Genomic DNA, 25,515 nt, shown 5'->3' with positions numbered 1-25,515 from the left:
CGGCCGGGAGAGCCGGTGCAGGTGGGGCGGCATGGGGCGGCGCCGTGCGGCAGGCGTGTGTCGCTGAGCGCGTCGGCCGTCCCGTACACTTCTGGTGGCGATCCGGGTCACCGGGTCGACTTCGCACGCCCCGCCGCCAGTGCTTCAGTCCCCATCGGGCCGCACGGTGGCCGCGCCCCTCGGTCCTCGGACGGTTCCGCAAGGTTCCCTCCCCGGCAGGCGCGTCGGGGCGTCAGGCACCGCGGCCGACCGGCCGCAGTGGAACCGAGAAACACAAGGAGTACGGCCATGGCCGTCGTCACGATGCGGGAGCTGCTGGAGAGCGGCGTCCACTTCGGGCACCAGACCCGCCGCTGGAACCCGAAGATGAAGCGTTTCATCTTCACGGAGCGCAACGGCATCTACATCATCGACCTGCTCCAGTCGCTGTCGTACATCGACCGCGCCTACGAGTTCGTCAAGGAGACCGTCGCCCACGGCGGCTCGGTCATGTTCGTCGGCACCAAGAAGCAGGCCCAGGAGGCCATTGCCGAGCAGGCGACCCGCGTGGGCATGCCCTACGTGAACCAGCGCTGGCTCGGCGGCATGCTGACCAACTTCTCGACCGTCTACAAGCGCCTGCAGCGCCTGAAGGAGCTCGAGCAGATCGACTTCGAGGATGTGGCCGCGTCCGGCCTCACCAAGAAGGAGCTGCTCGTCCTCTCCCGCGAGAAGGCCAAGCTGGAGAAGACCCTCGGCGGTATCCGCGAGATGCAGAAGGTGCCCAGCGCCGTCTGGATCGTGGACACCAAGAAGGAGCACATCGCCGTTGGTGAGGCCCGGAAGCTCAACATTCCGGTCGTCGCGATCCTCGACACCAACTGCGACCCCGACGAGGTCGACTACAAGATCCCGGGCAACGACGACGCGATCCGCTCCGTCACCCTGCTCACCCGCGTGATCGCCGACGCCGTCGCCGAGGGCCTCATCGCCCGTTCCGGTGGCGCCGAGGCCAAGGGCGAGAAGGCGGCCGGTGAGCCGCTCGCCGAGTGGGAGCGCGACCTGCTCGAGGGCGACAAGAAGGCCGACGAGGCCCCCAAGGCCGACGAGGCCAAGGCCGAGGAGAAGCCCGCCGAGGCCGCGGCCGAGGAGAAGCCGGCGGCCGACGCCGAGCAGGCCTGACCTCAGACCGGTTGACGACGGCGGGGGACGGTGCCACAAGCGCCGCCCCCGCCGTCCACCCGTAGATCTTTCGACTTTCGAGAAGAGATTCACAGATCATGGCGAACTACACCGCCGCTGACGTCAAGAAGCTCCGCGAGCTCACCGGCGCCGGCATGATGGACTGCAAGAAGGCCCTGGACGAGGCCGAGGGCAACGTCGACAAGGCCGTCGAGGCGCTGCGGATCAAGGGCCAGAAGGGCGTCGCCAAGCGCGAGGGCCGCTCCGCCGAGAACGGCGCCGTGGTCTCCCTGATCGCCGACGACAAGACCTCCGGCGTCCTCGTCGAGCTGAAGTGCGAGACGGACTTCGTCGCCAAGGGCGAGAAGTTCCAGGCCGTCGCCAACGCGATCGCCGTGCACGTCGCCAAGACCTCCCCGGCCGACATCGAGGCGCTGCTCGCCTCCGAGATCGAGGCCGGCAAGACCGTCCAGGCGTTCGTCGACGAGGCCAACGCCAACCTCGGCGAGAAGATCGTCCTGGACCGCTTCGCGCAGTTCTCCGGCGGCTACGTCGCGGCCTACATGCACCGCACCATGCCCGACCTGCCCCCGCAGATCGGTGTCCTCGTCGAGCTCGACAAGGAGAACGCCGAGGTCGCCAAGGGCGTCGCCCAGCACATCGCCGCCTTCGCGCCGAAGTACCTCGCCAAGGACGACGTCCCGGCCGAGGTCGTCGAGGCCGAGCGCCGCGTCGCCGAGGAGACCACCCGCGTCGAGGGCAAGCCCGAGGCCGCCCTCCCGAAGATCGTCGAGGGTCGCCTCAACGGCTTCTTCAAGGACGCGACGCTGCTCGGCCAGCCGTACGCGCTCGACAACAAGAAGTCGGTCGAGAAGGTCCTCCAGGAGGCCGGTGTCACCCTGAAGCGCTTCTCGCGCATCAAGGTCGGCATCTGAGCGAGCCGGAACGCCCCGCGCCACCGTGACCCGGCCGCCACGGCCGTCCGCCCGGCGCAGGGCAGCGAATGACCCGCGGCCCCATTAGGGTCGTACGCAGTCGGCCGCACCCCGGCCGGCCGCAGATGTGACGAGGAGGCCATTGCCGCACAGGGATCTGGACCAGACCCACGGCAATGGCCTCCTTCGTATGTGTACGAGGAGAGCTTCACATGAACCACGGTGCCGACGGCTCGGATAAAACCGGCAATCCCGACAGTGGCGGGAAGGGACGCTTCCTGCTGAAGCTGTCCGGCGAGGCGTTCGCCGGCGGTGGCGGCCTGGGCGTCGACCCCGACGTCGTCCACGCCATCGCACGCGAGATCGCCGCCGTGGTCCGCGACGGCTACGAGATCGCCATCGTGATCGGCGGCGGCAACTTCTTCCGTGGCGCCGAACTCCAGCAGCGCGGCATGGACCGGGCCCGCTCCGACTACATGGGCATGCTCGGCACGGTCATGAACTGCCTCGCCCTCCAGGACTTCCTGGAGAAGGAAGGCATCGACTCCCGCGTCCAGACCGCCATCACCATGGGGCAGGTCGCGGAGCCGTACATCCCGCTGCGCGCGGTGCGGCACCTGGAGAAGGGCCGGGTCGTCATCTTCGGCGCCGGCATGGGCATGCCGTACTTCTCCACCGACACCACGGCTGCCCAGCGCGCCCTGGAGATCGACGCCCAGGCCATGCTGATGGGCAAGAACGGCGTGGACGGCGTGTACGACGCCGACCCGAAGAAGAACCCCGACGCGGTCAAGTTCGACGCTCTCGAATACGGCGAGGTCATCACCCGCGACCTGAAGGTCGCCGATGCCACCGCCATCACGCTGTGCCGCGACAACAAGCTTCCGATCCTCGTCTTCGAACTGCTCGCCGAGGGCAACATCGCGCGTGCGGTGAAGGGTGAGAAGATCGGCACGCTCGTCAGCGATCAGGACACCCGGGCCTGACGGCCCCAACTGCCGTGCGGGCACGGGGCGTCGCCCCGCGCCCCACGGCGCCCGTGCACGGGGACGAGACCGGCACGGGGATGGACAACCGCCTGCCGGTCGGACACCGTGCAGGAGTGGACGCGCGGCAGGGGCGAGGCTCTGCTTCTTACGAATAAGACCAGGAGCAAGTGGTGATCGAAGAGATCCTCCTCGAAGCCGAGGAAAAGATGGAGAAGGCCGTTGTGGTCGCCAAGGAGGACTTCGCCGCGATCCGCACGGGGCGTGCGCACCCGGCGATGTTCAACAAGATCGTGGCGGACTACTACGGTGCGATGACGCCGATCAACCAGCTGGCGTCGTTCTCGGTCCCGGAACCGCGGATGGCCGTCGTGACGCCGTTCGACAAGAGCGCCCTGCGCAACATCGAGCAGGCGATCCGTGACTCGGACCTCGGCGTCAACCCGAGCAACGACGGCAACATCATCCGCGTGACGTTCCCGGAGCTGACCGAGGAACGCCGCAAGGACTACATCAAGGTCGCCAAGACCAAGGGCGAGGACGCGAAGATCTCGATCCGCAGCGTCCGCCGCAAGGCCAAGGAGAGCCTGGACAAGCTGGTCAAGGACAAGGAGACCGGCGAGGACGAGGTCCGCCGCGCGGAGAAGGAGCTCGACGACACCACCGCGAAGTACGTCGCGCAGGTGGACGAGCTGCTCAAGCACAAGGAATCCGAGCTCCTCGAGGTCTGATGAACGAGTCATCCTGGGGGGCCTCGCCCGGCGCCGGTCCATGGGGGCCGGCGCCGGACCACGGGGCGGCCCCCGCGCCGCATGGGGCGGCGTTCCCCGCCGCGGCGGGACACCCACCTGACGGGGGAGCGGCCGCCCGGACCCGCCCTCTGCCCGTCGTGCCCGACACCGGCCGATACCAGGACGACGACCGGGACCACCGGGGCCCCCGGGATGACCCGAACCACCGGGACGACCGGGGGGCCACTCGCCTGAGCGGCCCCCTGTTCCGCGACGAAAAGCCGCAGGAGCCCATGGCCACGCCTTTCCCCGGTTCCCCCGGGCCCGATGGCTCGACGGACCCGCAGAAGCCTCACCCGACGGAGCCGGAGAAGCCCGAGAAGAAGAGCGCGGGGCGCAACCTGCGCGCCGCGATAGGGGTGGGCGTCGGCCTCGGCGTGGTCATCCTCGCCTCCCTCTTCGTCTACAAGCCCGTCTTCATCGGCGTGATAGCGGTCGCCGTCGTCGTGGGCCTGTGGGAGCTCACCGCGCGCCTCGCGGAACGCAAGGACATCCAGGTACCGCTGATCCCCCTCGCCGTCGGCGGCGTCGCCATGGTGGTCGCCGGTTACGTCCGCGGGGCCGGCGGTGCGTGGACGGCGATGGCACTCACCGCTCTCGCCGTCCTGGTGTGGCGGATGACGGGCAAACCCGAGAACTACCTCCGGGACGTCACCGCGGGCGTGTTCACCGCGTTCTACGTCCCTTTCCTCGCCACCTTCGTCGCCCTGATGCTCGCCGCCGACGCGGACGGGCCGCAGCGGGTGCTGACATTCCTGCTGCTGACCGTCGTCAGCGACACCGGGGCGTACGCCGTGGGATGGCGGTTCGGGAAGCACAAGCTGGCGCCCCGGATCAGCCCCGGCAAGACGCGGGAGGGCCTGGTCGGCGCCGTGCTGTTCGCGATGGTCGCCGGCGCGCTGTGCATGGAGTTCCTGATCGAGGGCGGTGCGTGGTGGCAGGGTCTGCTGCTGGGCCTCGCCGTCGCCGCCAGCGCCACCCTCGGCGACCTCGGCGAATCCATGATCAAGCGGGACCTCGGCATCAAGGACATGGGCACCCTGCTCCCCGGGCACGGCGGGATCATGGACCGGCTCGACTCCCTGCTGCCCACCGCGCCGGTGGTCTGGCTGCTCTTCGTGATCTTCGTGGGCACCGGTACGGGGTGACCTTCGCGCCCCATGCCTGACACCGCGCGTGTCCTCGCATGACGGAAGCCCCTCATCGGTGAGAAGCCGCTGGTGAGGGGCTTCTGCGTTGCTTATGAAGCAGGTTGGCTGGTTCTGGGCCGGGGCGGGCATGGGGCGGAGTCGCCGGTGCTGCGCTGTGCTGTGCGCATGGGGCGGTGGTGGCGTGGGGCGGGCGCCCCATGCGGCGGCGCCCCATGCCGCAGCGCCCGTTCGGCGGGTGCCTCGTTGCGGCGCGCCCCATGCGGCGCGGTGGTGGGGAAGCATGGGGCGGGCTCGGGTGAACCGCTACGGGGCCCTCGCCCCGTGGGTGCGTACCCCTCCGTGGGCCCGGTGCCCTGCCCGGGGCGCTCCGCCCGCGCCCCGGGCGTGCGGGGGTGACCGCCCCCACCCTTGGGACGGCCCGCCCCGCCCCGGGGGTCTGCGACACTGGATGCACCATGCCGAAGCCCGGAGAACTCACCTTTGTCGCGCCGCGTGGGGCCAAGAAGCCCCCGCGGCACCTCGCCGATCTCAGCCCCGTGGAGCGCCGCGAAGCGGTGGCCGCGATCGGGGAGAAGCCGTTTCGTGCCAAGCAACTGTCGCAGCACTACTTCGCGCGGTACGCGCACGACCCGGCGCAGTGGACGGACATCCCGGCCGCCGCGCGGGAGAAGCTGGCGACGGAGCTGCTGCCCGAGCTGATGAGCGTGGTGCGGCACATCTCCTGCGATGACGACACCACCCGCAAGACCCTCTGGAAGCTGCACGACGGCACCCTCGTCGAGTCGGTGCTGATGCGGTACCCCGACCGCGTCACCATGTGCATCTCCTCGCAGGCCGGATGCGGTATGAACTGCCCGTTCTGCGCCACGGGGCAGGCCGGCCTGGACCGTAACCTCTCGACGGCGGAGATCGTCCACCAGATCGTCGACGGCATGCGGGCGCTCCGCGACGGAGAGGTGCCCGGCGGCCCCGCGCGGCTGTCCAACATCGTGTTCATGGGCATGGGGGAGCCGCTCGCCAACTACAAGCGGGTCGTCGGCGCCATCCGCCGGCTCACCGACCCCGAGCCCGACGGCCTGGGACTGTCGCAGCGCGGTATCACCGTGTCGACGGTCGGGCTGGTTCCGGCGATGCTGCGGTTCGCCGACGAGGGCTTCAAATGCCGCCTGGCGGTCTCGCTCCACGCCCCCGACGACGAGCTGCGCGACACGCTGGTGCCGGTCAACACCCGCTGGAAGGTCCGCGAGGTGCTCGACGCCGCCTGGGAGTACGCGGAGAAGTCCGGCCGCCGGATCTCCATCGAGTACGCCCTCATCCGTGACATCAACGACCAGGCATGGCGCGGTGACCTCCTCGGACGGCTGCTCAAGGGGCGGCGCGTCCATGTGAACCTCATCCCGCTGAACCCGACGCCCGGATCGAAGTGGACCGCCTCGCGGCCCGAGGACGAGCGGGCGTTCGTCCGGGCCATCGAGGCGCACGGCGTGCCGGTGACGGTGCGCGACACCCGCGGCCAGGAGATCGACGGGGCCTGCGGCCAGCTCGCCGCCTCTGAGCGCTGACCCGCGCGCTGGTACCGTGTGATCGAACAAATGCACATTCCGACAGGGGAGCGCCACAGCGCTGAGAGTGCGGAGAGACCGTAGCGATACGGGGACCCGCAGACCCTTGAACCTCGCCCGGGTCATTCCGGGTAGGAAGTTCGGTCATCACTCATGCTGTTGCGCCCCGTGCGGTGCCGCATGGCACGCGTCCCGACGCGCCCCATGCGGCACCGCACGGGGCCGCGTCTCTTCCTGGCCAGCCAGGAGGACACCAGTGGGTCACACCAGCCTCACCACCCGCCGCAGAGCCACCGCGGCCGTCGTGGTCACCGCCGTCGCCATGGGCGGACTCGCCGCCTGCGGCGGCTCCGGTGATGACGCGGCGGACGCCAAGACCGTCACGCTCGTCAGCCACGACTCGTTCAACGCCTCGAAATCGGTGCTCGCCGACTTCGAGAAGCAGAGCGGCTACAAGGTCCGCGTCCTCAAGGGCGGCGATGCCGGGAAGGCCGTCAACCAGGCGATCCTGTCCAAGGACAATCCGCAGGGCGATGTCTTCTTCGGCATCGACAACACGCTGCTCTCCCGCGGTCTCAAGGCCGGCATCTTCGCCCCGTACCGGGCGAAGGGCCTCGGCGCGGTGCCGGACGCGCTCCAGCTCGACAAGGCCGGGCACCGTGTCACGCCGCTCGACTACGGCGACACCTGCGTCAACTACGACCGCGCCTACTTCACCGCGCACCACCTCGCGCCGCCGAAGACCTTCGACGACCTGATCAAGCCGGAGTACAAGAACCTGCTGGTCACCGAGAACTCCGCGACCTCCTCACCGGGGCTCGCCTTCCAGCTCGGCACCGTCGCCGCGTACGGCCAGGGCGGCTGGCAGGGCTACTGGAAGAAGCTCAAGGCCAACGGCGTGGAAATCGTCGACGGCTGGGAGCAGGCGTACAACGAGCGGTTCTCCGGCTCCGCCGCGGGCAAGGGCAAGGGCGACAAGCCGCTGGTCGTCTCGTACGCCTCCAGCCCGCCCGTCGAGGTGCTCGGCAAGAAGCCGGAACCGAAGCAGGCGCCGACCGGTGTGGCGACCGGCACCTGCTTCCGCCAGATCGAGTTCGGCGGTCTGCTCCAGGGCGCGAAGAACGAGAAGGGCGGCAAGGCGCTGCTGGACTTCCTGCTGAGCCGGAAGTTCCAGGAGGACATGCCGCTCCAGATGTTCGTCAACCCGGTACGCGAGGACGCCGCCGTGCCCGCGCTGTTCACCAAGTACGGCGCGACGATCGACAAGCCGGCGACGGTCGCGCCGGAGACGATCACCGCGCACCGCGAGCAGTGGATCAAGCAGTGGTCCTCGCTCGTTCTGAAGTAACCGCACGGGGCCGCCGCCCCATGCGCGCCACGGTGGTGCGCATGGGGCTGCTGGTCCTGCCGCTCGTCTTCTTCGCGCTGTTCTTCGCCTACCCCGTCGCGGCGATCGTCGGCCGCGGACTCACCGATGGAGGCCGGTGGCAGTTCGGCCGGCTCACCGCCGTCCTCGGCGACCCGGACATCCTGCACGTCCTGTGGTTCACGCTCTGGCAGGCCGCCGCCTCCACCGCCCTGACGCTGCTCGTCGCCCTCCCCGGGGCGTATGTCTTCGCCCGCTTCGACTTCCCCGGCAAGCAACTGCTGCGCGCCGTCGTCACCGTCCCGTTCGTCCTGCCCACCGTCGTCGTGGGCTCCGCCTTCCTCGCGCTGGTCGGCCGCGGCGGGCTCCTCGACGACCTGTGGGGGCTGCGGCTGGACACCACGGTGTGGGCGATCCTGCTGGCACACGTCTTCTTCAACTACGCGGTGGTCGTCCGCACCGTGGGCGGCCTGTGGGGCCAGCTCGACCCGCGGCAGGAGGAGGCCGCGCGGGTGCTCGGCGCGGGGCGGTTCGCCGCATGGCGCCGGGTGACGCTGCCCGCGCTCGGCCCCGCTGTGGCCGCGGCCGCGTTGATGGTCTTCCTGTTCACCTTCACGTCGTTCGGCGTGGTGCAGATCCTCGGCGGCCCCACCTTCTCCACCCTGGAAGTGGAGATCTACCGGCAGACCGCCGACTTCCTCGATCTGCCCACCGCCGCCGTCCTGACCTTGATCCAGTTCGTCGCGGTGCTCGGGCTGCTGGCCCTGCACGCCTGGACGGTACGCCGTCGCGAGACCACCCTCCGCCTCGTCGACGCCGCCCGCACCACGCTCCGCCCACGGGGCGGCGGGCAGTGGGCGCTGCTGTGGGGCACCGTCGCCGTCATCACGCTGCTTCTCGTGGCCCCGCTCGTCATCCTCGTCGCGCGGTCCTTCGCCGGACCCGACGGCTACGGGACGGTCTTCTACGCCACGCTGGGCTCCGCCGCGTCCGCCGACAGCACCTTCGCGGTCGCGCCGCTCGACGCGCTGTGGAACTCCCTGGCCTACGGCGCCGCCGCCACCGCCATCGCCCTGGTGATCGGCGGACTCGCCGCCGCCGCGCTCACCCGACGGGGCGGTCGCCTCGTACGCGGCCTCGACGCGCTGCTGATGCTGCCGCTCGGGGTGTCCGCGGTGACCGTCGGCTTCGGCTTTCTGATCACCCTCGACAAGCCGCCGCTGGACCTGCGCTCCTCCTGGTGGCTGGTGCCGCTCGCGCAGGCCCTCGTCGGCGTGCCGTTCGTGGTCCGCACCATGCTGCCGGTGCTGCGCGCCGTCGACGGCCGGCTCCGGGAGGCCGCCGCGGTGCTGGGCGCCTCCCCGTGGCGCGTGTGGCGGGAGGTCGACCTGCCCATGGTGCGCCGCGCCCTGCTGATCGCCGCGGGCTTCGCCTTCGCCGTCTCCCTCGGCGAGTTCGGCGCGACGGTGTTCATCGCCCGCCCCGACCACCCCACCCTGCCGGTGGCGGTGGCCCGGCTGCTGGGCCGCGCCGGGGAGCTGAACTACGGCCAGGCGATGGCTCTGTCCACGCTGTTGATGGTGGTGTGCGCCGGGGCCCTGCTCGCCCTGGAACGCCTCCGTACCGACCACACCGGGGAGTTCTAGATGACCGCCACCACCACGGACCGGGCCACCGGGCCCCGGGACCTGCTACGGCTGGACGGGGTCACCGTCCGCTTCGGCGGGCACGGGGCGCCCGCCGCGCTCGACGCTGTGGACCTGGGCATCGCCCCCCAGGAGATCGTGTGTGTTCTCGGGCCGAGCGGCAGCGGCAAATCGACCCTCCTGCGGGTGGTGGCCGGGTTGCAGCCGGCCGACTCGGGACGGGTGCTTCTCGAAGGGCGTGACCAGGCACGGGTCCCCACGCACCGGCGCGGCGTCGGCCTGATGTTCCAGGACCACCAGTTGTTCCCGCAGCGCGATGTCGCCGGCAACGTCGCCTTCGGCCTGCGGATGCGTGGGGCGCGCCGCACGGAGCAGGACCGCACCGTCGCCGAACTCCTCGATCTGGTGGGCTTGCCGGGCGCCGCACGGCGCGCTGTCGGTTCGCTCTCCGGCGGCGAACAGCAACGGGTCGCGCTCGCCCGCGCCCTCGCCCCGCGCCCTCGGCTGCTGATGCTCGACGAGCCGCTCGGGCAGCTCGATCGCGGGCTGCGCGAACGCCTCGTCGTCGAGTTGCGCACCCTCTTCCGCACCCTGGGCACGACGGTCCTGGCCGTCACCCACGACCAGGGGGAGGCGTTCGCGCTGGCCGACCGCGTCGTCGTCATGCAGAACGGCGGCATCGCACAGACCGGCACCCCCCTGGAGGTCTGGCAGCGCCCCGCCACCGAGTTCGTCGCCCGGTTCCTCGGTTTCGACAACGTGGTCGGGGCGACGGTACGGGGCGGGGCCGCCGAGACGCCCTGGGGCAAGGTGCCGTTGCCGCACGGGGCGGAGGACGGTGCGTGCCGCCTGCTGGTGCGCCCGGCCGGTGTCCGCCTCACGCCGCCCGAGGAGGGGCTGCCGTGCACCGTCACCTCCAGAACCTTCCGCGGGACCCACGTGGCTCTCCTGCTCCAGCCGGAGCACGGCCCGCAACTGGAGGCGGCGTGCGCGCTGGGCGACGCACCGGAGCCCGGGCAGCGGGTGGGGGCGCGGTTCGTCCCCGAGGACGTGGTGCTGCTGGGGGCGGAGGACGAAGGGAGCCCGGATGACGGGCCCCGTCATCCGCGGTCCCGGGCCGCGGGGCCGCGGGCAGGCAGTCCGGGTAACGGGATGCTGTGAGCCGGGTCCGTGCGGGGCGTGGGGTCGGGTGCGCATGGGGCCGCCAGGGTCGCGTGTGCGTGGGGCCCACGTGTGGGGCGGGGCCGTGTGCGCGTGGTCCGGTCATCGGGCCGGGGCCGGGCAGCGTGTGCATGGGGCCGGGGCCGCCGCGTGCGCATGGTGCCCCGTGAGGGTTCCGTACCATGCGGCCGGTGGTCCGGCGCGCCCCATGCGGCTCCTGCGGGGCCATCGCTGACGTGACGGGGCGGGCGCCCCGTCACGTCAGCGTCCCGCCACGCCCTCGGGCCGGCTCAGCCTCGTATCCGCCGCGTCGGGGACGTCGTCCGCGCCGTCCGCAGGAAGCGCGGTGGGGTCCGTCTCGGGGGAGCCGAACCAGGCGACGGCCACGGCTCCGGCGACCGCGATGACGAAGCCGAGGACGGCCACCCAGGCGAAGCCCGGCCGGGAGGCGTCACCGAGCCACAGCACGCCGAGGATGCCGGGCACCACCGTCTCGCCCACCACCAGCGCCGCCGTCGCACCGTTCACCGAGCCGATCTGCAACGCCACGGTGTGCAGGTACATGCCGCCGATCCCCGCCACGAGAATCGCGTAGAGGGCGGGGTCGCCCAGCAGCGCCGGCAGATCGAACGGGGCGACGCCGTTCAGGACGCGTACGCCGATCCCCAGCGCGCCGAAGCCCAGCCCGGAGAGCAGACCGGCGGGAATGGCCGCGCGGGCGCCCAGGAGCCGGACGACGAGGGTGCCGGCACCGATCAGCAGCACGGACGCGGCCAGCAGCCACCAGTGGGAGGCGAGCGGCGTGGTGCCGCTGCCCTCATGCCCCGCGGCGGTGGCCAGCAGCACCAGCGCCGAACACACCACGGCGATCGACGCCCACTCGGGCCGGTTCAGGCGGATGCCCAGCATCTTGATGCTCAGCAGTGCCGTGATCACCAGGTTGGCGCTGATCACCGTCTGGGAGAGGAACAGCGGCAGCAGCCGCGCGGCCAGCGCGCCCAGGGCGAAACCCAGGAAGTCCAGGCCGGTACCGACGAGGAATTCCCAGGTCACCGCGGCCTTCGCGGTTGACGAGAGGCTGGGGCCGCCGTGCTGCGTCGTACCGGAGGAAGGGGCGATGGCCGCTTCCTGCCGGGCGGACCTGCGGGAGCCCACCGCCTGAAGTACGGACCCTGCGCCGTAACAGGCGGAGGCCGCCACGGCGGTCACAAGACCGATGATCACCACGTGCTCCGTTCGCGCCCCGTCCGCAGCCCCGTGCGTCGCCCGGTACCGCGGGCGTGCATCTCACCACTGCGTTACCCGGCCATGCAGACGTGTTTCCCGGGACCGGGGTTGCCTCGGCGGACCGGCCGGATGCCCCCGGACCAGGACTTCCGTTCGGCGGAGTGACGGGGGCGCCCCTCCGGGAGCCGTCCGCGGAGCCGACCGGCGCGGTCCGCGCCGTCATCGGACGGCCATCGGCGAGCGCCCGCAGCGGCGGCCAGGCAGGTAGCCGCTCCATTCGGTGAGCCCGGTCGACCGGCATCATCGGCGGGCCTCGCCCCGGGAGCCGTCGTGGTTCCGCGAGGCATAGTCGAAGACCTCCTGCATGGTGCCGACGGCGCCACGAGGCGCCACAAGGGCGCGGGCACCGCACGACGACATGCCACCTGCGCACCGGGATGCTGCCCGCATGACGCATGACGCATGACGCATGACGCATGACGCATGACGCATGACGCATGACGCATGACGCATGGCGCACGGCGCATGACGCTCGGCGCATGGCGCGTGGCTCGCCCCGTCGCCTCATGCGGGCCGTCTCCTACCCCACGCCCCGTACAGCCTGGCCTGGCCAATCACCCATCACTCAGCGCGGGCCGTCCCCCTGCTGGCGCCCCGCCCGCCCTCGCCCAACCACTCAAACCCCGCCCCCGCGCACGCCACCTTGACACTCCACCTCGGCACCCACGCCGGAGCCACACCGTGCCCCTCCGCACGCCGCCCCGCACCCCTCAGCGGACCAGAGGCAATGTGGCGAGTTCGGCGACGCCCCAGGTCAAGGGGGCCAGTACGAGGAGGAGGGTGGTGGCGCGGAGGGTGGCGGCGCGGCGGAGGAGGGCGGCCGGGGCGCCGAGCCTGCGCAGAGCGGCGGTGGCGTCCGCCCGCGCGGTGCGGGACTCCAGGCCGGCGGCCAGGGCGCTCGCCAGGACGCAGCCCAGGACGACGGCCGCGCCGACCGCGGTGAGCGGCCCGAACGTCTCCAGCGGGGCGGCGCGGAACACCTTCACCGCGGCGTAGCCGCCGGACGCCACCGCGCACAGCACCCCGACGGGGCGGCCGATCCGCCGCGCCTCCTCCTGGAGCACCCGCCCCGCCAGCAGCCGGAGCGCGCCGGGACGCCCCGCGCACAGCAGCCGCCCGCACAGGTGCACCAGACCGGGGCCCGCCAGCACCAGCCCGACGGCGGACAGCGCCCAGCCCGCCAGGACGCCCGGGGGGCTCCCCACCAGGCGGCCCGGCAGCGGCAGCAGGCCGGAACCCGTGGCCGTACCGCGGCCCGCGTACGTCTCGACGGTCAGTCCGACCGCCGTCAGGGCGATGCCCCACGGCAGGCCGGACGGGGCGGCGGGCGCCGTGCGGGGCGCCCCGTCCGCGCCGTCACCGGGCTCCGTGGGCGCGGGCGGCGGGACCGGGGCGGCCTCGCGCGGACGCAGCGCCAGGGCGGTCGCCCCCGCCATGACCAGCGGCACCAGCGCCAGCAGCAGCGTGGTGCCCGCGACCGGCAGCGGGTGCCCCGCGCCGAGCAGTTCCGTCGCGAGTTCCGGCCGGGGCGCGGCGCCGAGACCACCGCGGAGCCGGAGGAACACCAACAGCGCCACGAGGACGCCCAACGCGCCGGAGAGCCCGGTGGAGACGGCGGCGAGCAGCGTCAGCCGGAACGGCCCCAACCCCGCGGCCGCCATGCCCCGTTGGAGCCGCGCGGCGGGATCCGTACGCGCCACCGCGACCGCGAGCTGCGCCGTCGCGGCGAGCGGCGCCAGGCACCACAGCAGCCGCGCCGCGGCCTGACCGGAGTCCGTGGGGTGCGCGGTGGCGTGGCCGAGGGTGGCCAGCAGCAGGAATCCGGTGCCCCCCGCCGCCGCGGCGACGGCGGCGCGCCGCACCAGCACCAGGGGGCGCGTGCCGCGGGCTAGACGGAGAGCGAGCACGCTGCCCTGCTTTCCGCGTCGGGGGCAAAGACGGCGCCGCCGGAGGCCCGGCGGCCGTCGAGGAGGGCGAGGGTGCGGTCGGCGAGGGCCGCCGCCTCCGGGTCGTGGGTGGCGAGGACCACGGTGATCTGGTGCGAGCGGGCCGCCGTGGTGAGGGTGCGCAGGACCTGGGTGGCGTCCGCACGGTGCAGCGGCGCGGTCGGTTCGTCGGCGAAGAGGACCTGCGGTGTGGTGGCCAGCGCGCGGGCGATGGCGACGCGCTGACGCTGCGACTGGTCGAGCTGCGCGGGGCGGCGGCGCGCGCAGTCGCCGACGTCGAGCCGGTCGAGCCATTCGGCCGCGGTGTTCCGCGCGGTGCGGCCGCCCTCGCCGCGCAGCAGCAGCGGCAGGGCGGCGTTCTCCCAGGCGGTCAGCTCGGTGACGAGGTGCGGCTGGGTGTCGATCCAGCCGAAGCGGTCCAGGCGCAGCCGCTCACGGTGACGGGCGGCGAGGGTGTGCACCGGTGAACTGTTGAACCACACCTCGCCCTCGGACGGGGCGAGTTGGGCGGACAGGCAGCGCAGCAAGGTCGTCTTGCCGCTGCCGCGCGGGCCGGTGACGGCGAGGATCTCTCCCTCGCGGACGCCGAGGGAGACTCCGGCCAGTGCGACACCGGCGCCGTAACTGTGGTGCAGGCCGCGGGCCCAGAGAATGTCGTTGTCAGGCGGGGCCACCATCTGCGCACCTCTTGCGTTCGCATCCGTTCGTTCCCCCGACCGGGTGAACGACCATGGAGGGTATCGGTCACTGGCACGGTAAGGACTGCGGGCCCTGATGATTCGGCGCTCGGCATGCACAACGGCCCGAATTCACTCCTATGGCTTCTCTTGAGCGAATTCGGGCCGTGCGATCTTCGATTGTGCAAGCTCCTGCTCGGCGCCGGACCGGAGCGGACCGGAACGGCGCGGAGGATCAGAGCTTGGTCCACGCCTCCGTGAGGACGGTGCGCAGGATCTGCTCGATCTCGTCGAAGACCGACTGATCGGCGATGAGCGGCGGCGCGAGCTGGATGACCGGGTCACCGCGGTCGTCGGCGCGGCAGTACAGACCGTTGTCGTACAGCGCCTTGGAGAGGAAGCCGTACAGGACGCGCTCGGTCTCCTCCTCGTTGAAGGACTCCTTGGTGACCTTGTCCTTGACCAGCTCGATGCCGTAGAAGAAGCCGTTGCCGCGGACGTCGCCGACGATCGGCAGGTCGTGGAGCTTCTGGAGGGTGGACAGGAAGTTGCCCTCGTTCTCCAGGACGTGCTTGTTGAGGCCCTCGCGCTCGAAGATGTCGAAGTTGGAGAGCGCCACGGCGGACGAGACCGGGTGGCCGCCGAAGGTGTAGCCGTGCAGGAAGGTGTTGTCTCCCTTGTAGAACGGCTCGGCCAGGCGGTCGGAGATGATGCAGGCGCCGATCGGGGAGTAGCCCGAGGTCATGCCCTTGGCGCAGGTGATCATGTCCGGGACGTAGCCGAACTTGTCGCACGCGAACATCGTGCCGAGGCGGCCGAACGCGCAGATGACCTCGTCGGAGACGAGCAGCACGTCGTACTGGTCGCAGATCTCGCGCACCCGCTGGAAGTAGCCGGGGGGCGGCGGGAAGCAGCCGCCGGCGTTCTGCACCGGCTCCAGGAAGACCGCGGCGACGGTCTCCGGGCCCTCGAAGAGGATCTGCTGCTCGATCTGGTCGGCGGCCCAGCGGCCGAACGCCTCGGGGTCGTCGCCGTGGATCGGGGCGCGGTAGATGTTGGTGTTGGGGACCTTGTGCGCGCCGGGGACCAGCGGCTCGAAGGGCGCCTTCAGGCCCGGGAGGCCGGTGATCGACAGGGCGCCCTGCGGGGTGCCGTGGTAGGCCACCGCGCGGGAGATCACCTTGTGCTTCATCGGCTTGCCGGTGAGCTTGAAGTACTGCTTGGCGAGCTTCCAGGCGGTCTCGACCGCCTCACCGCCGCCCGTGGTGAAGAAGACCTTGTTGAGGTCGCCGGGGGCGTAGTCGGCCAGCCGCTCGGCCAGCTCGACGGCCTTGGGGTGGGCGTAGGACCACACCGGGAAGAAGGCCAGCTCCTGCGCCTGCTTGGCGGCGGTCTCGGCCAGCTCCACCCGCCCGTGACCGGCGTTGACCACGAAGAGGCCGGCGAGGCCGTCGATGTAGCGCTTGCCCTTGTCGTCGTAGATGTTGGTTCCCTCGCCGCGCACGATCGTCGGCACGGGAGCGTTCTCGTACGACGACATGCGGGTGAAGTGCATCCACAGGTGGTCGTACGCCGTCTTGGAGAGGTCGGCGCTCATTGCTATCTCGTTCCCCATGTGTAGGTCTGCTTCCGGAGCTTCAGGTACACGAAGCTCTCGGTCGTCCGGACGCCGGGCAGCGTGCGGATCCGCTTGTTGATCATTTCCAGCAGGTGGTCGTCGTCCTCGCAGACGATCTCGATCAGGAGATCGAAGGAGCCCGCCGTCATGACGACGTACTCGACCTCCTCCATGGCGGTGAGGGCATCGGCCACGGGATCGAGGTCGCCCTCGACGTTGATGCCGACCATCGCCTGCCGCCGGAAGCCGACCGTGAGGGGGTCGGTGACGGCGACGATCTGCATCACGCCCTGGTCGAGCAGTTTCTGTACGCGCTGGCGTACGGCTGCCTCGGACAGGCCGACGGCCTTGCCGATCGCGGCGTACGGACGGCGCCCGTCCTCCTGGAGCTGCTCGATGATCGCCAGGGAGACGGAGTCGATCGACGACGGGGTGCCGGTTCTGTCACGTCGCTCGTGACTGTTGCGGGGGGCCACGTCCCTCACTGTGCACGAGCCTCGTCGGTCTCGCAACCCTTCAGCGATGAAATCAGTTGCCTAGCGATCAGTTTTACACTGATTCCGTTGCTGTGGAGTGTCGTGGGTGTTGAAAACGTCAGCACCGGAGCTAGGGTGTTGCTTTCACCATCGGACGTCTGATCGAAGGGGCCGCATCAGTGACCACCGCACTGCGTCGTCTGCGCAATTACATCGACGGGGAGTTCCGGGACGCCGCCGACGGGCGGACCACGGAGGTGATCAACCCGGCCACGGGCGAGCCGTACGCCACCGCGCCGCTCTCCGCGGCCGCCGACGTGGACGCGGCGATGGCCGCGGCCGAGGCCGCCTTCCCCGCCTGGCGCGACCTGATCCCCGCCGAGCGCCAGAAGGTGCTCCTCAAGATCGCCGACCGCTTCGAGGAGCGCGCCGAGGAGCTGATCGCCGCCGAGTCCGAGAACTGCGGCAAGCCCCTCGCCCTCGTACGCTCCGAGGAAATCCCGCCGATGGTGGACCAGATCCGCTTCTTCGCGGGCGCCGCACGGATGCTGGAGGGCCGCTCGGCCGGCGAGTACATGGACGGCTTCACCTCCATCGTCCGCCGCGAGCCGATCGGCGTCTGCGCCCAGGTCGCGCCGTGGAACTACCCGATGATGATGGCGGTGTGGAAGTTCGCCCCGGCGCTCGCCGCGGGCAACACCGTCGTCATCAAGCCCTCCGACACCACCCCCGCCTCGACCGTCCTGATCGGCGAGATCATCGGCTCCGTGCTGGACGAACTGGGCCAGTCCCGCGGTGTGTTCAACGTCGTCTGCGGTGACCGCGAGACCGGCCGCCTGATGGTCGAGCACCCCGTGCCCGCGATGGCCTCCATCACCGGCTCCGTGCGCGCCGGCATGCAGGTCGCCGAGTCCGCGTCCAAGGACCTCAAGCGCGTCCACCTGGAGCTGGGCGGCAAGGCCCCGGTCGTGGTCTTCGAGGACACCGACATCCCCAAGGCCGTCGAGGACATCTCCGTCGCCGGCTACTTCAACGCCGGCCAGGACTGTACGGCCGCGACCCGCGTGCTCGTCCACGAATCGATCCACGACGAGTTCGTCGCCGCGCTCGCCAAGGCCGCCTCGGAGACGAAGACCGGCGCCGTCGACGACGAGGACGTGCTCTACGGCCCGCTCAACAACGCCAACCAGCTCAAGCAGGTCAAGGGCTTCATCGAGCGGCTGCCCGCCCACGCCAAGATCGAGGCGGGCGGTGAACAGGTCGGCGAGAAGGGCTACTTCTTCGCCCCGACCGTCGTCTCCGGCCTGAAGCAGGACGACGAGATCGTCCAGCACGAGGTCTTCGGCCCGGTCATCACCGTCCAGTCGTTCCGCGACGAGGCACAGGCCGTGGAGTGGGCCAACGGCGTCGAGTACGCCCTCGCCTCCTCGGTGTGGACCAAGGACCACGCCCGCGCCATGCGGATGTCCAAGAGCCTCGACTTCGGCTGCGTGTGGATCAACACCCACATCCCGCTCGTCGCCGAGATGCCCCACGGCGGCTTCAAGAAGTCCGGCTACGGCAAGGACCTCTCCGCGTACGGCTTCGACGACTACACCCGCATCAAGCACGTGATGACGTCGCTGGACGGGTGACAACCGGACGGGTGAACAGGCGACGGCTCCGGGGGCTGAGGTCTGAAGCCTGGGGCTGAAGTCTGAGGTCCGGGGTCCCAGGCCCGGGGGCCGGGGCCCTAAGCCCGGGGGCTGACGGCTGTGAGGTGACGGGGGCGGGGCGTCGTGGCGCGGGGGTGTGTGTCGTGCGGGGCGGTTCGTGGGCTGTGGTTCGTGCGCGGTGTGCTCCATGTGCGGCGCCCGTGCCCCGTGCGCTGGCCTGGGGCCCATGCGTGGTGGCCCGTGCCCCGTGCCCCATGCACGGCGGACCCGTGCCTCGTGCGCTGTGCCCCATGCGTCCCGCGCGCCATGCGCCGGGCCGTGCCGCGCGCCATGCGTGTCCGGTGGGGTGGGGTGGCGGAGGCCGTGTTCCGGGGCGGAGCGGCCGCGCCTTGTACGGGGCGAGGCGGACTGCGGATCGAGTGCGGCGCCCCATGCGTGGGGCGCCGCGTGCTCTGTGTGAACCGACTCCGTACGTTGGTGGGCCCCATGCGCTGTGCCCCATGCGCGGTGTGTGGGGCCCTGTGCGTTGGTACGGGGCGGCTCCGGGGGGGGGGGGCTCCTGGCGGTGCTTGGGGGTGGGGCCGGTGCGGCTGGCCCCGGGCGGAGGGCGGTGTGTTTGGACCGTGCGGGCCCTGACTGCTGGCTTGCTCCGCCTCGTGCCTCCGGCCTCATGCGGGGGCGACATGCGCTGCCTCATGCGGGGGCGGAGCTCCGCCCCATGCGCGGGGGCGGCGTCCTCCGTGCCATGCGGGCCCCGGTGTGCGCTGCCCCATGCGGTCCGCCCCATGCGCCCGGCGCCATGCGGGCCTCGCCCGGCATACCGTCGCGGGTGGCGGGCCGGGGGTTGACGTTCTGTCGGCTTGCCGCCTCCGTCGGTGAGGGATGAGAGTGCACGCCATGTCGGAACTCACGCGGCGTTCGCTGCTCCGGGGCACTTTCGGAATCGGTACGGCGGCGGCGCTGGCCGGGGTCGCCGGATGCGGTGTGCCGCCCGCCTACGTACGGGCCGCCGATCGCGCGGCCTCCGACCGCTCGGCGGCCGACCACCGCCTCGTCTTCGCCAACTGGCCGCTGTACATCGACGTCGACGACCACGACACACAGCGCCGGCCCACCCTCGACGCGTTCCGGCGGCGCACCGGGATCTCCGTGACGTACACCGAGGAGATCAACGACAACGACGAATTCTTCGGCAAGATCAGTCCCGCGCTGATGAACCACCAGCCCACGGGGCGCGACCTGATCGTCATCAGCGACTGGATGTGCGCCCGCTACGTTCGCCTCGGCTGGGTCCAGGAGATGGACCGTGCGGCGCAGCCGCATGTCGCCCGCAACCTCGACCCGCAGCTCGCGTCCCCGTCGTTCGACTCCGCCCGCAGATACAGCGTGCCCTGGCAGTCGGGCATCACCGGCATCGCCTACAACCGCCGTCGGCTCGGCCGCGAGATCCGGAGCGTCTCCGACCTCTGGCACGAGGACCTGCGGGGCCGGGTCTCCCTCTTCGCCGGGATCGACGAGGCGTTCGCGCTGCTGCTCCAGGGCGAGGGCGTCGACATCACCCGCTGGCGGACCGATGACTTCCACCGGATGACCGACCGGCTGCGCCGACGCGTCGCACGGGGCCACATCCGCCGGTTCACCGGCAACGACTACATCAAGGACCTCGACTCGGGGGACGTGATAGCCGCCCAGGCGTACTCCGGTGACGTCATCCAACTGAAGGCCGACAACCCGGACATCGCCTTCGTGGTGCCCGAGGAGGGCGGCGAACTCTGGGCGGAGAGCATGATGATCCCCAACCTCGCGGCCCACAAGCGCAACGCCGAGCAGCTCGTCGACCACTACTACCGGCCCGACGTCGCCGCCGACCTGGCCGCCTGGGTCAACTACGTCTGCCCCGTACCCGCCGCCCGCGACGTCCTGGCCGCCTCCCGGGACAAGGAGCGCGCCGCCCTCGCCGAGGACCCGCTGATCTTCCCCGACACCGCCATGCGCAAGCGCCTCGCCACCGCCCGCGACATCACACCGGCGGAACGCCCCGCCCTCGCGGGGGTGTGGAACGCGATGGTGGGACTGTGAACGGGGCGACGGGCGACCGCACGGGGCGGCGGCACGCCAACGGCGCGCGCCGCCCCGGGGCCGCCACTGAACGCTGAACGGGGACGGGCACCGCCCCGCGCCACGCGGAGAGAGCGATGCGGCGCCTCGTGCGCGCGCATGGGGCGACGCAGCCACAGGCACGGGGCGGCGGCGCAGCGCCCTCGCCCCATGCGGCGGCGGAGTCCCGTGCACGCGGACGCGGACGGCGCCCCGTCCGCGCCCCATGCGGCGCTGGCCCTCGCCCCATACTGCGCGGCCCTTCTTGCCCCATGCGGCGCTTGACCCGCGCCCCATGCAGCGCGACACCTCCTGCCCCATGCGGTATGGCGGCGCCCCCATTCATCTGCGGGCCGGGCCTCGCCCCGTGCGGGGAGGAGCCCGCCCGCGTCATGCGCGCCGGGCCGCCGCGTACGCGTCGATCTCGGCGGTCAGGCGGGCCTTGGCGGGGGCGTCCATGAAGGAGGCCGTCACCGCGTTCTTCGCCAGCGCCGCGACGCCGTCCGTGTCGAGGCCCAACAGGCGTGCGGCCACGCCGTATTCGGTGTTGAGGTCGGTGCCGAACATGGGCGGGTCGTCGCTGTTGACGGTGAGCAGCAGGCCCGCGTCGGCCATCTCCTTGATCGGGTGCTCGTCCAGCGTGCGCACCGCGCGGGTCGCGATGTTGGAGGTGGGGCAGACCTCCAACGGGATGGCGTGCTCGGCGAGATGGGCCAGCAACTTCGGGTCCTGCACGGCGCTGGTGCCGTGCCCGATGCGCTCGGCGCGCAGGTCGTGCAGCGCGTCCCAGATGGTCTGCGGCCCCGTGGTCTCCCCGGCATGCGGGACGGAGCGCAGCCCCGCCGCGATGGCGCGGTCGAAGTACGGCTTGAACTGCGGCCGCGGCACGCCGATCTCGGGCCCCCCGAGCCCGAAAGACACCAACCCCTCGGGCTGCAGCTCACAGGCGATCCGCGTCGTCTCCTCGGCCGCGGCCAGGCCCGCCTCGCCGGGAATGTCGAAGCACCAGCGCAGCACCACGCCCAGCTCCGCCTCCGCGGCCTTACGGGCATCCTCGATCGCCTCGACGAACGCGGCGTCCGGGATGCCGCGGCTGGTCGAGCTGAACGGGGTGACGGTCAGTTCCGCGTACCGGATGTTCTGCCGCGCCATGTCGCGGGCGACCTCGTACGTCAGCAGCCGGACGTCCGTCGCGTCGCGGATGAGGTCCACCACGGACAGGTAGACCTGGATGAAGTGTGCGAAGTCGCGGAAGGTGAAGAAATCGGCCAGTGCCTCGGGGTCGGTCGGGACCGGGGAGTCCGGATGCCGGGCGGCGAGTTCCGCGACGATCCGGGGAGAAGCCGATCCGACGTGGTGGACGTGCAGCTCCGCCTTGGGCAGGCCCGCGATGAAGGCATCGAGATCGGACAACGTTCCTCCTGGTCAATGGCGCAGCGGTGTGCGGAGACGCCCGTCATCGTATGCGGCACCGAAGCGCCGTTCGAGGGCCGGTCTTACCATGACAGAACCTCTGGAAAGGGGGAGTGCCGTGGCTGAAAAGCGACAGAAATCCGAGCCGGCGCTTGCCGGGGGCCCGCCGCAGTCACCAGGCTCGCCCCCGCCTCTCGGGCCCCGCACGGCGCCGGAGCCGGGCCCCGTGGATCCCCTTTCCGGTCCGCGCCCGGGGACGCCCCGGCGCTTCGTCGCCGCTCCGCCCGCCTCGTGCGCGCCGCCGCCGACGGTGTCGCTGTCGCCGGAGCCGTACCGCTGGGTGCGGATGCCCGCCCGCGCACCGGGCCACGGCGGCGGATGGTCCCGGCCGCGCAACGGCTACGGCACCGCCGCGCTGATCACCGGCGCCCTCGGGGTGCTGCTCGGTGTCACGCTCGTGTTCGGCGTCCTCTTCGGCACCCTCGCCATCCTCCTGGGGGCGCTCGGCAGGGCCCGCAGCGCCCGGGGGGAGGCGACGAACGGCAGAACCGCGCTGGCCGGTGCCCTGCTGGGCTGCGCCGCCCTGCTGCTCAGCGCCCTGACCGCGGCGGTCCTCGCCTCGGGAGGGCCCGCCCCGGGCGGAGGCGGAGGGGGCGGCGGCGAACACCGGCAGCAGTCCGGCACCACCGATGTCTTCGAGGTCGCGCCCCGCGCCCCCAGGACGCCCGTGGCGGCACACGTCGGCGACGCGTGACGCCGCTCGGCACGGGGCGGGCCCCCGCCCCCTTCGGAGCCCTCGCCGCGCCCCGTCCGGTGCCCGGTCGCGCGCCTGAGTCCGGGGCCGCAGGCCCGTGGCCTCGCCGTGCGGAAGGGCCGCGTACCGCGAAGCCGTGCGCTACTCCGCTGTTGCCCCGTCAAGCCTCCGGCGGGCCTCCATGAGCGCGAAACCGAGGAGGTTGAGGCCCCGCCAGCGGGCCGGGGCATCGGCCCGCTCGTCGTTCGCCGCCAGCCCGATGCCCCACACACGGTCCACCGGGCTGGCCTCCACGAGGACGCGCCGACGGGTGCCCCGCAGGTACTCCTCCAGGGCGGGGTCGCTGCCGAACTTGTGCATGCTGCCCTCGACGACCAGCTCGAAGCGGTGTTCCTGCCACCGCGCGTCGTCGAAACCGCGCACGGTGCGTCCCGCTGCCTTCGCCTCCCCGGGGTGACGCGCCTCGACGGCCCGCCGCTCCGCCTCAAAGTCGCCGAACAGCCGCGCCTTGCCCGCCATCATCCAGTGCTCCGCGGTCGCGTAGCTGACGCCGTCGACGGTGAACGGGGCCGGCCACCATTGACTGAGGCAGCTCGGCCCGAGCGCGCCGTCCCGGCGCGGGACATGGCCCCAGAAATGGACGTACCGGAAGCGTCGCCCGGCGGCCACCGCGTCGCGCAGCGCGGGCAGGGAGAGAGGCAGTCCGGTGGTGTCGGCTCGTGCCGCCCCCGTCGCGTCGTGCATCATGCCGGGATTCTGTCAGTGGGCACCGACAACGTGTCGGGCGTCTCTCCGCGGAATCCGCAGAATCCGTCGCTTAACCAAAAGGAAACTACGGAATCCCTTGTTGGCCACCAGGCCCTCTGTCAGGATCAGCCATCATTTCCGCAATGAGCTACGCCTGGTCATGCCGTGGAACGCGGCTCTGGCCCGGTTCGGGAGAGCACCATGGATCAGCGATTCGATGTGTCCGAGCGGTTTGCCGAGGGTGCGCAATTCATCGACGGACGGCTCCGGGGCGGCACATCGGGCCGCACCCAGACCGTGGTGGACCCCGCGACCGGTGAGCAGATCCACACCTACGAGCTGGCCGGTCCCGGCGACGTGGACGCCGCGGTCGACGCCGCGCGCCGCGCCTTCCCCGCATGGAGCGGCGCCACCCCGGGGGAGCGCTCCGACACCCTGCACCGCTTCGCCGCGGCGCTCGCCGAGGACTCCGCCGACCTCGCCTTCGCCGAGTCGCTGAACTGCGGAAAACCCCTCAAGCTCAGCGAGGAGTTCGACGTACCGGGCTCCGTCGACAACGCGGCGTTCTTCGCCGGGGCCGCTCGCCACCTGGAGGGCAAGGCCGCGGGCGAGTACAGCGCGGACCACACCTCCGCCGTGCGGCGCGAGGCCGTCGGCGTCGTCGGCTCCATCGCCCCGTGGAACTACCCGCTCCAGATGGCGGCGTGGAAGGTGCTGCCCGCGCTCGCCGCCGGGAACACCCTCGTGCTCAAGCCCGCCGAGATCACCCCGCTGACCTCCCTGATGTTCGCGCAGGCCGCCACCCGCGCGGGGCTGCCGGACGGGGCCTTGAACATCGTCTCCGGCGCGGGGCGGGACGCCGGTGAACACCTCGTCGGCCACCCCGACGTGGCGATGACGTCCTTCACCGGCTCGACCGCCGTCGGCAAGCGCGTCGCCGAGATCGCCACGGCCACCGTCAAACGCCTCCACCTCGAACTGGGCGGCAAGGCCCCGTTCGTGGTCTTCGATGACGCGGACCTGGAGGCGGCCGTGCACGGGGCGGTCGCCGGCGCGCTGATCAACTCCGGTCAGGACTGCACCGCGGCGACCCGCGCGTACGTCCAACGGCCCCTGTACGACGCGTTCGTGGCCGGGGTCGCCGACCTCATGGCGACCGTGCGGCTCGGCGACCCCTTCGACCGCTCCACCGACCTCGGCCCGCTCATCTCGCACGCCCAGCGCGACCGCGTCGCCGCCTTCGTCGACCGGGCCCGCGCCTACGCCACCGTCGTCACCGGCGGCGAGGCGCCCCAGGGCGCCCTCGCGAAGGGCGCGTACTACCGGCCCACCCTGATCACCGGTGCGCCCCAGGACAGCGAGATCGTGCAGGCGGAGATCTTCGGCCCGGTGCTGGTCGTGCTGCCCTTCGACAGCGACGATGAGGGCATCGCGCTCGCCAACGACACCCCCTACGGCCTCGCCGCCTCCGCATGGAGCCGGGACGTCTACCGCACGGGGCGCGCCACCCGCGAGATCAAGGCCGGCTGCGTGTGGGTCAACGACCACATCCCGATCATCAGCGAGATGCCGCACGGCGGTGCCAAGGCGTCCGGCTACGGCAAGGACATGTCCGCCTACTCCTTCGAGGAGTACACGCAGGTCAAGCACGTCATGTACGACATCACCGGGACGGCGAGGAAGGACTGGCACCGGACCGTCTTCGGGGACCGGGCGTAACCCGCCGCGGGACGTGCGGTACGGGACGTGCACCGTGGAGCGTGCGGGATGGGGGAGCGGGACGAGGTGTGCCGGCATGGGGCGCCTCGCGCGGTGCACACCGTCGCGTGGCGCGCCGCCGCGCGGGGCGGGTGCTCCATACGGCGCCCCGTGCGGGTGGCCATGCGGTGTTCCTCGTGGCTTCGGCTGCCTGGTGTTCCGGGCGCGGTGCGGGCACTGCGTGTGCGGGCGCGCCATGCGGTTGCCCGTGGGGCCCGTACGCGGGGTTTGTCGATGCCTCTCGTCGAGAGCTGGACCGAGTGCTCCGTACCGGTCCTGCGCCGTTCGCGACGGACGCGGTGCCTTGGCACATGGGGCCCGTACGGGG

The 25,515-nt window shown here is 71.7% G+C and carries 20 protein-coding genes and 1 riboswitch; of the genes, 13 read left to right on the top strand and 7 right to left on the bottom strand.

The window, feature by feature from the left end:
• Positions 1–288: 288 nt before the first annotated feature.
• The 9 genes from rpsB (at position 289) to ACGH2B_RS05900 (ending at position 10,759) form a co-directional block, all read left to right on the top strand.
• Entirely contained in the window at positions 289–1,161 is an 873-nt protein-coding gene (gene rpsB / locus ACGH2B_RS05940; protein ID WP_399085187.1) for a 30S ribosomal protein S2, read from the top strand.
• Between the two features lie 98 nt (positions 1,162–1,259).
• Positions 1,260–2,096: a translation elongation factor Ts gene (tsf, locus tag ACGH2B_RS05935; protein ID WP_399085184.1), complete on the top strand. Its 837-nt coding sequence runs from the start codon at positions 1,260–1,262 to the stop codon at positions 2,094–2,096.
• A gap of 212 nt (positions 2,097–2,308) precedes the next feature.
• The gene (gene pyrH, locus ACGH2B_RS05930; protein WP_399085181.1) at positions 2,309–3,082 is read left to right on the top strand and encodes a UMP kinase; all 774 of its coding nucleotides are present in this window, start codon (positions 2,309–2,311) and stop codon (positions 3,080–3,082) included.
• 173 nt (positions 3,083–3,255) lie between these two features.
• Complete coding sequence (frr, locus tag ACGH2B_RS05925; RefSeq protein ID WP_030289224.1) at positions 3,256–3,813, top strand: ribosome recycling factor; 558 nt, start codon at positions 3,256–3,258, stop codon at positions 3,811–3,813.
• Positions 3,813–5,021: a phosphatidate cytidylyltransferase gene (locus ACGH2B_RS05920; RefSeq protein ID WP_399085177.1), complete on the top strand. Its 1,209-nt coding sequence runs from the start codon at positions 3,813–3,815 to the stop codon at positions 5,019–5,021. The genes frr and ACGH2B_RS05920 overlap by 1 nt, the downstream gene beginning before the upstream one ends.
• 458 nt (positions 5,022–5,479) lie before the next feature.
• Positions 5,480–6,586, top strand: a complete 1,107-nt coding sequence (gene rlmN / locus ACGH2B_RS05915) for a 23S rRNA (adenine(2503)-C(2))-methyltransferase RlmN (RefSeq protein ID WP_399085174.1) — start codon at positions 5,480–5,482, stop codon at positions 6,584–6,586.
• Positions 6,587–6,620: 34 nt separating this feature from the next.
• A riboswitch (TPP riboswitch) is annotated at positions 6,621–6,742 on the top strand.
• Between the two features lie 166 nt (positions 6,743–6,908).
• Positions 6,909–7,934 carry a thiamine ABC transporter substrate binding subunit gene (locus ACGH2B_RS05910; RefSeq protein ID WP_399096737.1) on the top strand — a complete coding sequence of 342 codons (1,026 nt, stop codon included), beginning with the start codon at positions 6,909–6,911 and terminating at the stop codon, positions 7,932–7,934.
• A 20-nt stretch (positions 7,935–7,954) separates the two neighbouring features.
• On the top strand, positions 7,955–9,598 hold the full coding sequence (locus ACGH2B_RS05905) for an ABC transporter permease (RefSeq protein ID WP_399085171.1): 1,644 nt from the start codon (positions 7,955–7,957) through the stop codon (positions 9,596–9,598).
• Complete coding sequence (locus ACGH2B_RS05900; RefSeq protein WP_399085168.1) at positions 9,599–10,759, top strand: ABC transporter ATP-binding protein; 1,161 nt, start codon at positions 9,599–9,601, stop codon at positions 10,757–10,759. It abuts the gene before it with no gap.
• Between the two features lie 261 nt (positions 10,760–11,020).
• Here the strand turns inward: ACGH2B_RS05900 and ACGH2B_RS05895 are convergent, their stop codons facing one another.
• The 5 genes from ACGH2B_RS05895 to ACGH2B_RS05875 form a co-directional block, all read right to left on the bottom strand.
• Positions 11,021–11,983, bottom strand: a complete 963-nt coding sequence (locus ACGH2B_RS05895; RefSeq protein WP_399085165.1) for a hypothetical protein — start codon at positions 11,981–11,983, stop codon at positions 11,021–11,023.
• 773 nt (positions 11,984–12,756) lie between these two features.
• Positions 12,757–13,953, bottom strand: a complete 1,197-nt coding sequence (locus tag ACGH2B_RS05890) for a hypothetical protein (protein WP_399085162.1) — start codon at positions 13,951–13,953, stop codon at positions 12,757–12,759.
• Positions 13,935–14,669, bottom strand: a complete 735-nt coding sequence (locus ACGH2B_RS05885; RefSeq protein ID WP_399085159.1) for an ABC transporter ATP-binding protein — start codon at positions 14,667–14,669, stop codon at positions 13,935–13,937. The genes ACGH2B_RS05890 and ACGH2B_RS05885 overlap by 19 nt, the downstream gene beginning before the upstream one ends.
• A 235-nt stretch (positions 14,670–14,904) precedes the next feature.
• Positions 14,905–16,284 carry an aspartate aminotransferase family protein gene (locus ACGH2B_RS05880; protein WP_399085156.1) on the bottom strand — a complete coding sequence of 460 codons (1,380 nt, stop codon included), beginning with the start codon at positions 16,282–16,284 and terminating at the stop codon, positions 14,905–14,907.
• Positions 16,269–16,763, bottom strand: coding sequence for an Lrp/AsnC family transcriptional regulator (locus tag ACGH2B_RS05875; protein WP_345080140.1), 495 nt, complete (start codon positions 16,761–16,763; stop codon positions 16,269–16,271). The genes ACGH2B_RS05880 and ACGH2B_RS05875 overlap by 16 nt, the downstream gene beginning before the upstream one ends.
• Positions 16,764–16,942: 179 nt before the next feature.
• On the opposite strand from ACGH2B_RS05875, the gene ACGH2B_RS05870 reads away from it, so the two are divergent.
• Both ACGH2B_RS05870 and ACGH2B_RS05865 read left to right on the top strand, forming a co-directional pair.
• Entirely contained in the window at positions 16,943–18,397 is a 1,455-nt protein-coding gene (locus ACGH2B_RS05870) for a gamma-aminobutyraldehyde dehydrogenase (protein WP_399085151.1), read from the top strand.
• A gap of 918 nt (positions 18,398–19,315) precedes the next feature.
• Complete coding sequence (locus ACGH2B_RS05865; protein ID WP_399085148.1) at positions 19,316–20,497, top strand: spermidine/putrescine ABC transporter substrate-binding protein; 1,182 nt, start codon at positions 19,316–19,318, stop codon at positions 20,495–20,497.
• Between the two features lie 408 nt (positions 20,498–20,905).
• Here the strand turns inward: ACGH2B_RS05865 and ACGH2B_RS05860 are convergent, their stop codons facing one another.
• Positions 20,906–21,928 (bottom strand): adenosine deaminase, encoded by a 1,023-nt coding sequence (locus tag ACGH2B_RS05860; RefSeq protein ID WP_399085146.1) that lies wholly within the window; start codon positions 21,926–21,928, stop codon positions 20,906–20,908.
• Between the two features lie 226 nt (positions 21,929–22,154).
• Between ACGH2B_RS05860 and ACGH2B_RS05855 the strand changes: the two genes are divergently transcribed.
• Positions 22,155–22,682, top strand: a complete 528-nt coding sequence (locus ACGH2B_RS05855; protein WP_399085143.1) for a hypothetical protein — start codon at positions 22,155–22,157, stop codon at positions 22,680–22,682.
• Positions 22,683–22,823: 141 nt separating this feature from the next.
• On the opposite strand, the gene ACGH2B_RS05850 is transcribed toward ACGH2B_RS05855, so the two are convergent.
• Entirely contained in the window at positions 22,824–23,429 is a 606-nt protein-coding gene (locus tag ACGH2B_RS05850; protein ID WP_399085140.1) for an NADAR family protein, read from the bottom strand.
• A 201-nt stretch (positions 23,430–23,630) separates the two neighbouring features.
• On the opposite strand from ACGH2B_RS05850, the gene ACGH2B_RS05845 reads away from it, so the two are divergent.
• Positions 23,631–25,148, top strand: coding sequence for a gamma-aminobutyraldehyde dehydrogenase (locus tag ACGH2B_RS05845; RefSeq protein WP_399085138.1), 1,518 nt, complete (start codon positions 23,631–23,633; stop codon positions 25,146–25,148).
• The last annotated feature ends 367 nt before the right edge of the window (positions 25,149–25,515 follow it).

It is taken from the genome of Streptomyces sp. BBFR2 (genome assembly GCF_044497305.1).
Lineage (GTDB): Bacteria > Actinomycetota > Actinomycetes > Streptomycetales > Streptomycetaceae > Streptomyces.
Note: the sequence above shows the minus strand (reverse complement) of the source record. Positions and strands in the feature narration are given on the sequence as shown.